Raw genomic sequence first — 14,044 nt, forward strand, 5'->3', positions numbered from 1 at the left:
TTTTTTTTGCGCTACCTTCAGTGAGGAACTTTCATGCGTTATCTCCCACACAGTGACCTCGAAATTCAATCAATGCTTAAGACCATAGGTGTTGAGCAGCTTGAAGAACTGTTTATTGGTATCCCGGAAAATTGTCGTCTTCCGCGCGCTCTTGATTTGGATGGCCCACTTGCCGAAGCGGAACTGTTGCGTCGCTTTCAGAGTATGGCCGCAGCGAACGCTGCGGATGACAGTTGGAGTCAATTTTTAGGCGGTGGTTATTACGATCATCATATTCCTGCGGTTATCGATCATCTGATCAGCCGAAGTGAATTTTATACCGCTTACACCCCTTACCAACCTGAAATCAGTCAGGGGACGTTGCAGGCTATTTACGAATTCCAGACACTGATTTGCCAGTTGACGGGGCTTGATGTCGCAAATGCTTCCCTGTACGACGGCGCTTCAGCCTGTGCTGAAGCGGTCCTGATGTCGCTACGCTGTGGACGTAACCGCACCAAAATACTTCTATCGCGCGGAGTCCATCCACGCTACCGCGAGGTTATCGCGACATATGTGCGTTATTTAGACGTTGAGTTGATAGAAGTTCCACTAAGGGCTGACGGTCAAACTGATGAAAAATTGGTCGCTGAATTATTAGCTGCTGATGTCGCGGCCCTGGTGGTCGGTTATCCAAACTATCTGGGTGTGGTCGAAGAGATAGATGCCCTGGCTAAATTAGCGCACAGCTCAGGCGCACGGATGCTCGTTGCTGCTGCAGAGCCTCTGGCTATGGCGCTTTATCGTTCTCCCGGTGAACTGGGTGCTGACATTGTCGTCGGCGAAGGGCAGAGTTTCGGTCTGCCTCTCACCTATGGTGGGCCCGGTGTTGGTTTTATCGCCGCACGCCAGCAGGATATGCGTTCTCTACCGGGGCGTTTGGTCGGCGAAACGGTTGATAAAGATGGTGAACGCGGATTTGTTCTGACCCTGGCCACTCGTGAGCAGCATATCCGCCGCGAAAAGGCGACTTCAAATATTTGTTCAAATCAGGGGATCTGTGCAGTCATGGTCAGTATCTACCTTGCGCTGCTGGGGAAAAACGGGCTGCCTCAGCTGGCGCGGGATAATTATTCTCGCGCAGCCTATCTGCGCGAACAGATTGCCGCTCTTCCCGGGTATTCTCTTCCTTTTTCAGCCCCATTTTTCAATGAGTTTGTTGTTTCCTGCTCACAGCCTGCTGCCGAAGTTTTGCAGCGTCTTGAACAGCAAAAAATTCTGGCAGGAATCAGTTTGCTGGATGATTATCCCGAAATCAAGAATGGTCTGCTGATTTGCGTCACCGAGCAGAATGACAGGGCTCAGCTTGATGGACTTGTTTCTGCGCTTAATGGAGGTGCCGCATGAGTGCCATAGGCAGCAAGGGATTAATTCTCGACGAAAACCTGCTCTTCGAGCGTTCAACCGTCGGTCGCTGTGGTTATGACCTGCCAGTGCTTGATGTGCCGGCGACCCAACCCGAGAGTGGCCTGTTGCGCAATTCAATTGAGGGCTTCCCCGAACTCTCCGAAGTCGACGTGGTTCGGCATTATACGCGCTTGTCAACCTGGAATTACGGGGTTGACAGCGGTTTCTACCCCTTGGGTAGCTGTACGATGAAATATAATCCGAAAATCAATGAAGTTGTGGCGCGATTACCAGGTTTTGCTCACCTTCACCCCGCAACACCAGACCATCTGTCACAAGGATCGCTACGGTTGATGTATGAATTGCAGCAAGCCCTTTGCGAAATTTCCGGGTTCCCGGCCCTGACCCTGCAGCCTTCGGCAGGCGCTCATGGTGAATTTGCCGGGATGCTGATGGTTCATGCCTGGCATCATGCGCGAGGTAATAAACGGCACAAGGTGTTGATTCCGGATACGGCGCACGGAACAAACCCCGCCACGGCAGCGCTCTGCGGCTATGAGGTGGTGCCGATCGCATCGGATGGTGTGCTCAGCGTTGAAGCGGTGGCCACGGCTATGGATGATGATGTCGCTGCGCTGATGGTGACAAATCCGAATACCTTGGGGCTTTTTGAAACAAATATCCGAGAAATCTGTGAACTGGTCCATAGCCGAGGGGGGTTGGTCTATTGCGATGGCGCCAATCTCAACGCGCTGTTGGGTGCGTGTCGTCCGGGCGATCTGGGGATCGATGTTATGCACTTTAATCTGCATAAAACCTTTTCCACCCCTCATGGAGGCGGCGGCCCCGGTGCGGGTCCCGTTGGCGTAAGTGAGTCCCTTGAGCCCTTTTTGCCGATCCCGGTAATCGTTAAAGAGGGGACGTCATACCGGCTCGAGACCGATCGAGCACATTCGATTGGCCGCTTGCGGACCTTTGCCAGTCAGTTCGGAATTCTTGTGCGTGCTTACGCTTATCTTTTGGCAATGGGGCCTCGGGGACTTAAAAAAGCAACCCAATTGGCTGTTCTCAACGCCAACTATATCCGAGCACGTCTCGAAGGGAGTTATCATCTTCCGTACAAACAGCGGTCATTACATGAGGTCGTTTTCAGTGACGCAGGGCTACCGAACGATTGTCATACGCTGGATATCGCAAAGCGTCTTTTAGATTACGGGTATCATCCTCCGACGATTTATTTTCCTCTGGTGGTTCATGGTGCATTGATGATTGAGCCGACAGAGACTGAGAGCAAACAAGAGATCGATGAGTTTTGTGACGCGCTTATTGCCATTGCCGAAGAGGCAAAGACGAACCCTCATCTGTTACACGAGGCGCCGATCAATGCGCGAACCCGAAGACTTGACGAGACCCAGGCAGCTCGAAAACCGAAATTGAAGTGGGATAGCCGGGTTGGGTGAGGTGCCTCGATTTCAGGGCTGGCCGTAAATAAAAGACCGGCTCAGATTATATTGGAAATGCGCATATATTTTTAGCTGGTCATACTTGTAGTAGCTCGGTAACGCACCAAACGGGGCAGCGCGGTAAATGGCTTGAATCGCTTCGTAGTCGAGAATATCAGAGCCTGAACTCTCCAGGGGGAGCGCATCAAGCAGCTCCCCCTTTTTATTGACGACTATCTTGATCAGAAGGGTCCCTTGAATTCCTTTGCTCGCAGCCTCAGCCGGATAGTTCCATACAGCCTCGATCCGATCTCGGAACCTGCGGAAAAATGAGATTAATTTATCGTCCTCGCGCAGATTAAGCCAGACCTCATCGCCTTTTAGTTGAATCTCGGGGCGGTCTTGCTGCCGGTCCAGTCGTGCTTGAGTCAGGGGCGAGAGATTCGTCAAACTCTTTAAATCGGGTAAATTTATTTCTGGGCGTAGCATGGGTTTCGCTGCAGTTAGAGGGATATCTCCAGTCCGGTTGTCCTGCGGAAATGGCTGTGTCTCCTTGACCTGAGGTTGTTGTTTTTTAGGTGAAGAATGAGCTGGTTGTTCTCTTTGCGAGATGACTCGTTTCTGATCACGATGGTCGGTCGCCTTGGGGGCAGTCTCCTGCTTAACCTGCTGGTTGGCTTCGGCGATATGAGTTGCTTCTTTAGGGGGGGCTTCCGCAACTTTCAGCGGTTTCTGATCTAATTCGAGCCAATTTTTGCGTTCTTGCAGCGCAACGAGGGTCTCATCGGTTTTTTTCTCGGGGTGGGGGGTAAATAAATTATTCTGCAACACGAATCCTGCAAGTAGGTGCAGCAGCATCGATACGAGCAGGAATAAGCCAAATAAATTCGATTTTTTACGCAATGGTTTGCTGAAGTTGGTTTTCATGTTTGTCGAGTATACCCGTGTTGATATGCATCTTCCAGCGGCATTATAGCCTCTTTATGACTTAGGGGAAGATTAAGTCATTGACCCCTGAAGGGGGCTTTGGCTATAAACGACGCTATCTGGCAGAATTTGAACGTGATCATTTTTTGATGTCGCCTTTTTCAGGCATAAGGTTGAGACATTTTTAGTACGCGAACGGAGGTTAGAAAATGCATCTTGTTGACCAAATTAAAGCGAAGGCAAAACAAAACCTGCAGACCGTGGTGCTGCCTGAAGGTTATGATGACCGCATGGTGGAGGCGGCAGAGCAGATTGCGGCAGAAGGCCTGGCAATCCCTGTCCTTCTTGGAGATGTCGCAAAATTAGAGGCTAAAGCTATCGAACTTAAGGTGTCACTTGAAGGTGTCACACTGATTGACCCAACGAATTCTGCTCTGCTGGATAGCTATGCGGATGAACTGGTCGAGATTCGTAAAAAAAAGGGTTTAACCAGGGGGCAGGCGCTGGAACTTTTAACCGGCACGGATAACCTTTTTTTTGGTGCCATGATGGTGCGTAAAGGGGACGCCGGGGGGGCCGTCGCCGGTGCGTTCAATACTACCGGAGATGTATTGCGGGCAGCCTTTCAGGTCGTCGGCACCGCTCCGGGGATGAAGACCGTTTCCTCAGTCTTTCTGATGGTTACCCAAAACCCTGATTTCGGTGAAAATGGCGTACTCTGCTTTGCCGACTGCGCTGTCAATCCGAATCCTGATGCTCAGGCTCTGGCCGAGATTGCTATTAGTACCGCCTCCAGTTGCAAAAGTTTTCTGGGGGTTGAAGCTCGGGTCGGAATGCTCAGTTTCTCCACTAAAGGAAGTGCCAGTCACGAAGATAGCGACAAGGTTATAAAAGCTCTCGCGATTGTCAGGCAACTGGCCCCGAATTTAGCGATAGATGGTGAATTGCAGGCGGACGCTGCTCTTATGCCCAAGGTTGGCCAAAAGAAAGCCCCGGGCTCCCCTGTCGCGGGAAGGGCAAACACCTTGATATTTCCTACTCTGGATGCCGGGAATATCGGTTACAAGCTGGTCGAGCGGATTGCCGGTGCTGAAGCAGTTGGACCTATCATTCAGGGGTTGGCCAAGCCGGTTAATGACCTGTCACGGGGTTGCTCGGTCATCGACATTGTTAATGTTGCTGCGATAACCGCTGTGCAGGCACAAGGTTGATTTTTCGCATTTTGACGCCTGGATTTATATTCGGCGCTTTGACGTAATGGAATGGCATATTGATCATCCCCCGCTCCTACCATAGGCGGGGCTCTGTTTCGGGAAATCTGGAATGGATTTATCAACTTTGAGCTCTGTTTGAGCTTAAAAAAATATCACCTGACGAAAAGGGAGGTCTGTAAAAAACACTGTCATCTTCTTTAGTTAAGAGATTCTTTTTTTTATGGATTATGGTAATATTCGAGGCTATGGCGAATTTCTTTTGTAAAATAGGCACGGCCGATGGGCGTATCGTAGAACGGTCTTTCGACGCCTCGAGTCGTGAGGCCCTGCGTCAAAACCTCGAAGAACAGGGTTTTTTCGTCTTTCATGTACGTCGTCAATTTTTTGGCCAGACGATTGGCTCCGGACATCGGCATGGCCGCATGACAGGGGCTCGTTTTTTGTCGTTCAACCAGGAATTGTTGGTCTTGATCCGTTCGGGCTTGCCGATCCTGCAGGTGATTGAAACATTGATTGAACAGATGGAAGCCTGCAGCCTGCGAGACGTTTTAGGTGAGGTTCGAGAAGACATAAAGGCGGGGAGCGTGCTCTCCGAGTCTTTTTCCAAGTATCCCCAGATATTCAACCATCTTTATATTGCTTCGATACGCGCGGGGGAAAAAACCGGTGACCTGCCGGTAACGATCAGTCGGTTTATTGATTATCAAAAGCGGGTTGAAGTGATCCGCAACAAAATTCGTAGTGCCGCGTTTTATCCGATCATGCTGACAACGTTAGCCAGCTTTGTTTTATTTTTCATGTTGCTGTATGTGGTACCAAACTTCACCAAGATATTTGCTGATGCCAATATTGAGCTCCCCCTCTTAACTCGCTTACTAATCGCTTTTGCTGATGGTTTGTCCAGCTTCTTACCGTTGCTGATTTTATGTGTGATCATAGGGGTCTTTCTTTTCCGGCGATTTATGCGTTCAATGGGTGGTCGATATTTTATAGATCGTCTCCTTTTGCGGCTCCCCTTTTTTGGTTCATTAGCTCGTGATTATGCGATCTCCAGCTTTACCCGCACGCTTGGAACGACCCTGGCGAGCGGGACCCCCCTGGTTCCTTCCATGACCATGTCGCGCGGAACCTTGAATAATCGTTGCCTTGAGAAGGAACTGGCTGTTGCTGTCCAACGTGTTGAGGAGGGGACGTCGCTTTCAGAATCATTGACGCGTACCGAGTTCTTTCCGCCGATCGCCCTGCGCATGGTTGCCGTGGGTGAAACAACAGGGTCTTTGAATGAAATGTTGCGAGATGTTGCCGATTATTATGAGTCCGAGGTTGAGAAGCGACTGATTAAATTAACTACTATGATTGAACCAATCCTTATGATGGTTATGGGGGTTATGATTGGTTTGATTGTGTTGGCCATGTATATTCCCATCTTTCAGATGGGGCAGACGGTCAGGTAAGGACAACCACTGGCGATGAAATTCGAACGAAAAAAAATTGGGCATATCCTGGTTGAGATGGGGACAATCACTTCAGCTGAAGTCGACATGCTGCTTGAGAAGCTTCCGATTACCGGGAAAAACTTTGGTGAAACCGGGCTCGTGGAAGGGTTTTTCACTGAAGACGAGCTTGCACAGGCGCTGGCCAAACAATTTGGTTTTGAATACATTAATCTCAAAGATATTACCCTTAACCTGGACTTGATGGCGTCTCTTCCTGCCGGGTTGCCTTTGAAGAAGAAGCTGATTCCGCTTGAGCGCGTGGGCGACACATTGTCGATTGCCGTGTCAGATCCGACGGACGTTTTAATGCTTGACGCTCTGGAAATGCAGCTGGGTCTTACTCTTACGCTCAAGATTGCAGCACGCACCCAGATCGAAAAACTGCTCGAAAGGGGGGAGGGCTCTCAGAGGGTTCTGCGTGAGGCATCAGAAGACTTCAAGCTGCAGTTGATCAAGGAGACAGACAAGGGAGACGAAGTCCTTTCGATCGAAAAATTAACGGCCGATACCAGTCCAATTATTCGTCTGATTGATTCGACGCTCTACGATGCGTTGGTGAAACGTGCCAGCGATATTCATATTGAATCAACTGGTGACGGTGTCGTTATTAAATATCGGGTTGACGGTGTTCTATATCAAGCAAACGAAACTATTGATGGTCGTTTCCAATCGCCGATAATCTCGCGGATCAAGGTCATGAGCGAACTGGATATATCAGAACGGCGAGTTCCGCAGGATGGTCGCTTTAAGGTTCGTCTGGGTGATAAATCGATCGATTTTCGGGTTTCAATCATGCCAACCATTTTTGGCGAAGATGCCGTAATCCGGATTCTCGATAAAGAATCCATTGCAGCTGACATGAAGGGTCTGACCCTGGAAGTTCTGGGCTTTGAGGAGCGTGAGCGGGTAAGAGTCAGAGCCAGAATCCGTGAGCCTTACGGTATGGTGCTGGTCACCGGGCCGACCGGTAGCGGCAAAACTACGACCTTGTATGCCGCTCTTTCTGAAATTGACGCCAGCGAAGAGAAGGTTATAACGATTGAGGACCCGGTCGAATATCAAGTCAAAGGCGTTGTCCAGGTCCCGGTCAATGAGAAAAAAGGGCTGACATTTGCCAAAGGGCTGCGTTCAATTTTACGCCATGACCCTGACAAGATCATGGTCGGCGAGATTCGTGACCCAGAAACCGCCCAGATTGCGGTACAGTCTGCGTTGACCGGACACTTGGTCTTCACCACGGTTCATGCCAACAACGTGTTCGATGTCCTTGGCCGTTTTATGCACATGGGGATCGACCCCTATAGCTTTGTCTCATGTCTGAACTGTGTCATGGCTCAACGTTTGATCCGAAAGATATGTACGCATTGTCGTCATGAGGTCAGCTATAGTGATGAGCAGTTACGTGAAGCCGGACTTAATCCTGCACGTTTCGTGGGGAAAAAGCTTTATGAAGGGGCAGGCTGCAAGGAATGTAATGGCCTCGGATATCACGGCCGGAGCGCTATTGTTGAACTGCTTGAAATGAATGATATTCTGCGTGAAATGATTGTTAATAAACGTCCTGTTTCCGAGCTTAAGAAGAAAGCGTTGGAGAACGGCACGATCTTCCTTCGGCAGGCAGCAATCAACAAGCTACTTGCCGGCGAAACGACTGTTCGCGAGATTAATCGTGTGACCTTTGCGGAGGACTGAAATTATCGTGTTCGGCAGAAATTTTATCGGGCTTGAGGTCCGCCGTCAGGGTTTACGATCAGTCTCCTTGAGGCGTAAGGGGAGACGACGTGTTCTTGTCGGAGGCCAGACGCTGCGCTTCAGTGAAGAGGTCATATCTCCGACGGCCCGCGAGCTTAATGTGCTCGTACCACAGGTTTTCATAGATGGGGTCAAGGAAGTCCTGCTCCCCCTTGCAGGGCGTGAAGAGCGAATAGCCCTCTGTTTACCTGATGCGACAGGGCATATTTTTTTGCTCGATGTTGAAACCCCGTTTAAAAATCGCCAACAAGGGATCGATATAGTACGCTGGCAACTTAAAGAAAAACTACCTGATAATTATCGGAACATTGAACTTGATTTCCAGATTATTGGCGAGCGTGAGCCTGGTAGCCGTCGGGTACTGGTCTCGGTGATTGATACGCAGATCCGTAATCAGTATGAAGAACTATTGGCAGCGGCCGGGTTTTCAGTTTCCTTAATTGATTTTCAATCCCTTCAAATATACAACTGCTACCGATCCAAGGTTGATCTTGGGGCCGATTTTATTTTCGTTGCGCTTCATCAGCAGCAAATGAGCATCTTGACGGTTCAAAATGGGGTACTTGATTTTCATCGCGCCAAAGCTGGCATGACTGATGCCGAAACTGTTTTTAGAGAGATCAATCGTTCGCTGGTGACTTATCGTAGTGGACATATTGTTTTTTCTCGTTCGGTGCTTTATTTGCAATCGGATTGGGAAGATCAAAAATCTCTAAATGATGCAATCTCTTCGGCGTTTGATCGGCAGATTCAAAACTTACCCTCACCCCTTACCACTCTTTCAGGGCAGGAGAACTTGATTTTGTCCAGCGCTGAAGCTGCAGGGATGGCCGCTGCAATTGGTTCCGCCGAAAGCCTGATGTGGGATAAAGGATGAAACTGACTCTAAATCTTGCAAGTCGGAGTTATCTCAATAGACGCGCTTTAAATAGTGGATTTATTGTTTTCCTGTGCATTCTTCTGCTTTCGGTTGGTTGGGCAGCAAATACCATGATAGAGAGCAACAAAATGTTGCACCTCATTCAGCAACAGGTTCAAGAGACTCAACAAGAGCTGCTGCGGTTACAAGGAGGCCCCAGGAAAACACTTACGAGCGCTGAACGGGGTTTTCTTGAAAAGGAACACGAAATCGTTGGAGAGCTTCTTGCGCAGGACGCTTTCCGTTGGACCGCGCTTTTGGATCGCATGGAGAAATTACTCCCGGAGGGTGTCAGTCTTACGGATTTTCAGCCCAATTATAAAAAGAAAAGCCTCAGTCTTCGTGGACAGGCAGTGGATCTTAAAGCGATGCGTCTTTTTCTTGATCGTTTACTAAAGAAAAGTGAGTTTGATCAGGTTTATCTTCAAAACCATAGCCGAATTAAAGTACGTGATTATGCAGACGTAGAACGTGAAGCGATCTCCTTTTCTCTTCAGATTGAGGGGGTCTTTTGATGTTGCGTGAACAATTCATACGGGCTTTCTGGGAGGAGAATCGGCGTAAGATTTTTCTGCTTTCGGCCCTTATTTTACTGGTTTTTGCTTTTCATTTTATTCAGATCTTCTGGTTTGATCAGAAAATTGTGGAGATAAATACTCAGCTCCAGACAAATCAGAGCGAATTACAAATTGCACAGCAGCGCCTGGAAGAAGGCGGTGGTGAAAAAATTACTGGAATTGCTGAAGACCTTGAACATTTTTACCAGATTATCCCTCAGCGAAGCGGGCTCGGTAATTTTATCGGGCGGATCTACTCTTATGCTGGGGATGCCGGTATTGATATTGCTCAGATTTCATATGTGGCCAAACCGGTAGAGACAACAAAATTGCTGAGTTATACGCTTAATTTTGGGGTTAGTGGCAGCTATCCTCAATTGAAGAAATTTATATATCTGCTCGAAAATTCTCCATCAGTGCTGATACTCGATAAAATTTCCCTGAATAGCCACCATCAGGAAAAGAATGACGTTGTCGGTTTGCAAATAGAATTGAAGACGTTTTTTCAGGGAGGGGAATGATGAAAAATTCCCGAGCTCTTCTCGTCCTATTTATTCTGGGGGCTGGCTTCTCGCTGTATTACCTCTGGCAGAACATGCCGCATGAAGAACATGTCCATGCCCTGCTACAATCTGAGGCTAAAGCTGGGACAGGTAATGGTCGAGACGCTAAGCAGCAGTTTGATTTTAGTGGTGGAAGCCATCTTAAGTTTAGTCAGCCAAAAATAAATTTATTTAGGCAGTTGTTTCCACCCCCTCCAGTAAAACAAACGCCAAAAATAATTGTGGCGCCAGTGGTGCCACCCGCGCCTGTTGTTATTGTTCAGGCACCACCTCCTCCCGTACCCGTACAAAATGTCAGCTCTCCTATGCCTGGTTTTCGAGTTCTTGGCTTTTTGCAAAAAGGGGGAGAGTTAACTGCCTTTGTTTCGCTGCAGGGGAAGATTTATCTACTAAAGAAAAACCAGCAATTTGCTGGTGAGTTTCGCGTCACTGAACTTGATAGTCAGCAGATTACCATTGGACGCTTAAATGGAGCAGGGGAGGTTAAAATCCCTCTGACGGAAGCCAAAGTTAGAAATGTTTTTTCCTCAGGAAGAAACTCTCGCACAGTGGGCAGGTCGACGATGAGGGTTGTACGCCCAGTACCGGTTGAAACTTCACCATTCCTCTTGCCGACTACACCAGAGACCGAACCATCATCTTCCGGGGTTGAACCACCATCTTCCGGGGTTGAACCACCATCCCCCGGGGTTGAACCACCATCCCCCGGGGTTGAACCACCATCCCCCGGGGTTGAACCACCATCCCCCGGGGTTGAACCACCATCCCCCGGGGTTGGTGCAAACTGATATATGTGGGGTTGATAATGAACAATAGACAGCGAGGTTCAGAATTAATGAAATTTTTTTCAATGGGACTTCTGTTCCTGATGCTGACTGGTTGTGCCGGCTCTGCCGCTTTCAGCCGAGCCCAAAAACTCTATGCTGTCGGTGATTATGATAATGCTGTGCTTGCTTATGCCGAAGCCGTCGATGATAGTCCTACAATTGCGGAATATCGCATGCGCCTGCAACTTGCGCGTCAGAGTGCCTCTCTGGTTCACGAAAAAAAGGGTAGTGACCTGCTGGAGGCCAATGATTTTCAGGGCGCACTCCAGGAGTTCCAACTTTCAAAAGGTTTAGATGCCTCAAACGAAACGAGTCAGATCAAGGCGCATCAGGCTGAATTGCATATTGAAGCCGAAAAGATGGTTACTGAAGCAAAAAAAATGATGAGGGATCGCCATTTCAAGCAGGCAAATCAGTTGGTGAAAGATGCATTGGGGATATTAACTGATTATCAACCTGCACTCGATCTGCAAAAAGAACTTATGCGGCACTCTTCTACAATGATTGATGGGATTGAACTCGAAGTAACCTCGAGTGAGCCGATCACCTTAAATTTCAAAGCAGCCAATTTACCAGATGTTTTTGACATCCTGACTCAGCTGTCGGGCATTCGTTTTATTCTTGATGACGATATACGGACTCAAACCACGACACTTTTCCTTGAAAAGGCCACTTTCGCTCAGGCTTTAGAGCTTTTGCTGCGCATGAACAATCTCGATAAAAAGATCTTGAATTCCAAGACGATTATCCTCTTCCCAAACTCTAAAGCTAAACAGAAACAGTTTGGAGACCAGGTCATTCAGACTTTTTATCTATCAAATATTGATGCCAAAAAAGCGGTTAATCTCTTGCGGACCATGCTGCAAGTTCGCAAGATTTATGTTCATGAGGAATTGAATGCCATAGTTCTGCGGGATACTCCTGAGGTTATACGTCTGGCTCAAAAAATTATTGAAGCCAATGATCGCCCAACCTCCGAGGTGGTTTTTGACCTTGAGCTGGTTGAGGTCAGCCATACAAAAAATCTTAAAATCGGGGCAACGCTCCCATCAACCATTTCGGCGGGATTGAAAGTTCCCGGGGGCGCTGACGCAATTGGTTCTGTAATCACAAGCAGTTTCAATAATATGAAATTTTTATATCAGATTCCTTCGGCATCTTTCGATCTGAGCAAAAAAAATGGTGACGCTGAAATTCTGGCCAGTCCTAAAATCAGGGTTAAGAATAAGGGTAAGGCGAAAGTCCATATCGGTAGTCGTGAGCCCGTAGTCACAGTGACAACCAGCGGCACGAACGGTGATCAGCGCTCCGACAGTGTTCAGTATGTCGATGTCGGGGTCAAGCTTGACATCGAACCGACAATTCAACTGGACGACACTATCGTGACCAAGATCGGATTGGAGGTCAGCAATGTTTCGAACCGCGACACCATCAACCAAGGGACAACCGTTCTGACCATCTCGACCACGAATGCCAACACGGAACTGATCCTTAAGGATGGTGTGCAGACGATCATTGGCGGTTTGCTGCGTGATGACAATAGCAAGTCAAAAACAGGAATTCCGATACTCAGTGATATCCCCGTGTTGGGAGCTCTCTTTTCAAATTATGCCAAGGATAAAACTAAACGTGAAATTCTGCTGTCAATAACTCCGCACATCGTGCGTTCACTTAAATTACCCGAAGGTGAAACAGCTACTATCTGGTCTGGTGGCGAGGACGATCTTAGGGTTGGTCGTAATTTCGGCTCCTTCGCAGATGAGTATCTTGAGGGGCAGGGGAATACACCTATTAAAGTAGTGCCTTCACAAACCTCAACGGCTATTATTCCATTTCAACCTCAATTCTCAAGCAAGCCTGTATCTGTAAATTCAACTCCCGTATCTGGCGATAAACCGATGGACCAACCGCAGCAAATTCCAGCTCCTGTGGCGCCGGTGAAACCGATAACCAAGAGTGAACTAAAGCAGAAGACCTCATCAGTTGACTCGGGGTTGGGCGCACCTGTTCCACAAGTCGTTTTACCAGAGCTTCTGACACCACCAGTCATCACTCGACCCTCAATTTTCCTTGAGGGTGACCGGGTAGTGAAGGTCGGCAGTCATTTTGTGCTCTCCCTGTCGATTCAGGATGTAAAAAATCTTTTTAGTGCTCCACTTTATATCCGGTTCGATCCAAATTTGGTTGAATTTGTCAAAGCCTCAGAAGGGTCTTTTTTACAACAGGGCGGAGAAAAAACCATTTTTACGAGTACACCGATGTCCGATTCTGGCCGGATTGTCGTCGGACTTAAACAGGGAGCTGGTGGGAAGGGCGCTTCTGGCGGTGGTCTTTTGGCTACCCTCGAATTTAAAGCGAAGGCCGCAGGGAAGGTTTCTATCGCCCCGGAACGGATAAACTTTCGTAATCCCGCGGGAGAAAGATTGGCGGTTGATAGTCGCGGATTGATCGTCGAGGTGCAGTAGATTTTGAACTTATTCCTGAAAAGGCTCAGCTGTCGTCGCGGTCTGACTCTGCTTGAAATGGTCATTGCCATGGGGATACTTGCCATATTGGCCACTGCTATCGTCCCCTATGCTGAAATTACCGTTCAGCGAACCAAGGAGATGGAATTACGTCGTGCGTTACGCACCATACGTACCGCTCTCGATGAATATAAAGCCGATTATGACAAGGCCGTTAAAGAAAAGAAAATAATTGCGACGGTTGGTGAATCCGGTTATCCACCAGACTTAATGTCTTTGGTTGAAGGGAATGACTGGGGTGGTTTATACGAAAACAAACATAAATATCTGCGCCGCATACCGCAGGATCCATTTGATGACAATGACGAGGGTTGGGGCTTTCGCTCATATGCGGATGATTATGACTCAACGGTTTGGGGTGGAGAGGATATATACGATGTGCACTCTCAGAGTACCAAGATTGGTCTTGATGGCACCCCTTATAGTAGTTGGTAAC

General features: G+C 48.4%; 12 protein-coding genes. 11 read left to right on the forward strand and 1 reads right to left on the reverse strand.

The features are described 5' to 3' along the window. The first annotated feature begins 33 nt into the window (after positions 1–33). A complete protein-coding gene (gcvPA, locus tag D888_RS0108005; RefSeq protein ID WP_020676030.1) occupies positions 34–1,386 on the forward strand; it encodes an aminomethyl-transferring glycine dehydrogenase subunit GcvPA in 1,353 nt (450 codons plus the stop codon). Next, on the forward strand, positions 1,383–2,846 hold the full coding sequence (gene gcvPB / locus D888_RS0108010) for an aminomethyl-transferring glycine dehydrogenase subunit GcvPB (protein WP_020676031.1): 1,464 nt from the start codon (positions 1,383–1,385) through the stop codon (positions 2,844–2,846). The genes gcvPA and gcvPB overlap by 4 nt, the downstream gene beginning before the upstream one ends. Before the next feature lie 12 nt (positions 2,847–2,858). Here gcvPB and D888_RS0108015 read toward each other — a convergent pair whose 3' ends face one another. Then, positions 2,859–3,755: an energy transducer TonB gene (locus D888_RS0108015; RefSeq protein ID WP_020676032.1), complete on the reverse strand. Its 897-nt coding sequence runs from the start codon at positions 3,753–3,755 to the stop codon at positions 2,859–2,861. 209 nt (positions 3,756–3,964) lie between these two features. On the opposite strand from D888_RS0108015, the gene pta reads away from it, so the two are divergent. The 9 genes from pta (at position 3,965) to D888_RS0108060 (ending at position 14,043) form a co-directional block, all read left to right on the forward strand. Next, positions 3,965–4,966: a phosphate acetyltransferase gene (pta, locus tag D888_RS0108020; protein ID WP_020676033.1), complete on the forward strand. Its 1,002-nt coding sequence runs from the start codon at positions 3,965–3,967 to the stop codon at positions 4,964–4,966. Positions 4,967–5,214: 248 nt separating this feature from the next. Beyond that, positions 5,215–6,423, forward strand: a complete 1,209-nt coding sequence (locus D888_RS0108025; RefSeq protein WP_020676034.1) for a type II secretion system F family protein — start codon at positions 5,215–5,217, stop codon at positions 6,421–6,423. Positions 6,424–6,438: 15 nt separating this feature from the next. After that, positions 6,439–8,157: a GspE/PulE family protein gene (locus D888_RS0108030; RefSeq protein WP_020676035.1), complete on the forward strand. Its 1,719-nt coding sequence runs from the start codon at positions 6,439–6,441 to the stop codon at positions 8,155–8,157. Positions 8,158–8,317: 160 nt separating this feature from the next. Further along, a complete protein-coding gene (locus D888_RS0108035; protein ID WP_156826971.1) occupies positions 8,318–9,094 on the forward strand; it encodes a type IV pilus biogenesis protein PilM in 777 nt (258 codons plus the stop codon). Further along, positions 9,091–9,651: a PilN domain-containing protein gene (locus tag D888_RS0108040; protein ID WP_020676037.1), complete on the forward strand. Its 561-nt coding sequence runs from the start codon at positions 9,091–9,093 to the stop codon at positions 9,649–9,651. The genes D888_RS0108035 and D888_RS0108040 overlap by 4 nt, the downstream gene beginning before the upstream one ends. Continuing rightward, positions 9,651–10,214 (forward strand): type 4a pilus biogenesis protein PilO, encoded by a 564-nt coding sequence (gene pilO / locus D888_RS0108045; protein WP_020676038.1) that lies wholly within the window; start codon positions 9,651–9,653, stop codon positions 10,212–10,214. The genes D888_RS0108040 and pilO overlap by 1 nt, the downstream gene beginning before the upstream one ends. Continuing rightward, positions 10,211–11,044, forward strand: coding sequence for a hypothetical protein (locus D888_RS0108050; RefSeq protein ID WP_156826973.1), 834 nt, complete (start codon positions 10,211–10,213; stop codon positions 11,042–11,044). The genes pilO and D888_RS0108050 overlap by 4 nt, the downstream gene beginning before the upstream one ends. A gap of 17 nt (positions 11,045–11,061) precedes the next feature. Beyond that, entirely contained in the window at positions 11,062–13,548 is a 2,487-nt protein-coding gene (locus D888_RS0108055) for a secretin N-terminal domain-containing protein (protein WP_083928812.1), read from the forward strand. Between the two features lie 3 nt (positions 13,549–13,551). Then, on the forward strand, positions 13,552–14,043 hold the full coding sequence (locus D888_RS0108060; protein ID WP_020676041.1) for a type II secretion system protein: 492 nt from the start codon (positions 13,552–13,554) through the stop codon (positions 14,041–14,043). The last annotated feature ends 1 nt before the right edge of the window (position 14,044 follow it).

The sequence above is a fragment of the Geopsychrobacter electrodiphilus DSM 16401 genome, from assembly GCF_000384395.1.
GTDB lineage: Bacteria > Desulfobacterota > Desulfuromonadia > Desulfuromonadales > Geopsychrobacteraceae > Geopsychrobacter > Geopsychrobacter electrodiphilus.

What these genes read in the sequence shown, in the direction of transcription:
- pta (WP_020676033.1), top strand. Translation starts at nt 3,965, where the DNA reads ATGCATCTTGTTGACCAAATTAAAGCGAAGGCAAAACAAAACCTGCAG.
- D888_RS0108040 (WP_020676037.1), top strand. Translation starts at nt 9,091, where the DNA reads ATGAAACTGACTCTAAATCTTGCAAGTCGGAGTTATCTCAATAGACGC.
- gcvPB (WP_020676031.1), top strand. Translation starts at nt 1,383, where the DNA reads ATGAGTGCCATAGGCAGCAAGGGATTAATTCTCGACGAAAACCTGCTC.
- D888_RS0108025 (WP_020676034.1), top strand. Translation starts at nt 5,215, where the DNA reads ATGGCGAATTTCTTTTGTAAAATAGGCACGGCCGATGGGCGTATCGTA.
- D888_RS0108050 (WP_156826973.1), top strand. Translation starts at nt 10,211, where the DNA reads ATGATGAAAAATTCCCGAGCTCTTCTCGTCCTATTTATTCTGGGGGCT.
- D888_RS0108030 (WP_020676035.1), top strand. Translation starts at nt 6,439, where the DNA reads ATGAAATTCGAACGAAAAAAAATTGGGCATATCCTGGTTGAGATGGGG.
- D888_RS0108015 (WP_020676032.1), bottom strand. Translation starts at nt 3,755, where the DNA reads ATGAAAACCAACTTCAGCAAACCATTGCGTAAAAAATCGAATTTATTT.
- pilO (WP_020676038.1), top strand. Translation starts at nt 9,651, where the DNA reads ATGTTGCGTGAACAATTCATACGGGCTTTCTGGGAGGAGAATCGGCGT.
- D888_RS0108055 (WP_083928812.1), top strand. Translation starts at nt 11,062, where the DNA reads ATGAACAATAGACAGCGAGGTTCAGAATTAATGAAATTTTTTTCAATG.
- gcvPA (WP_020676030.1), top strand. Translation starts at nt 34, where the DNA reads ATGCGTTATCTCCCACACAGTGACCTCGAAATTCAATCAATGCTTAAG.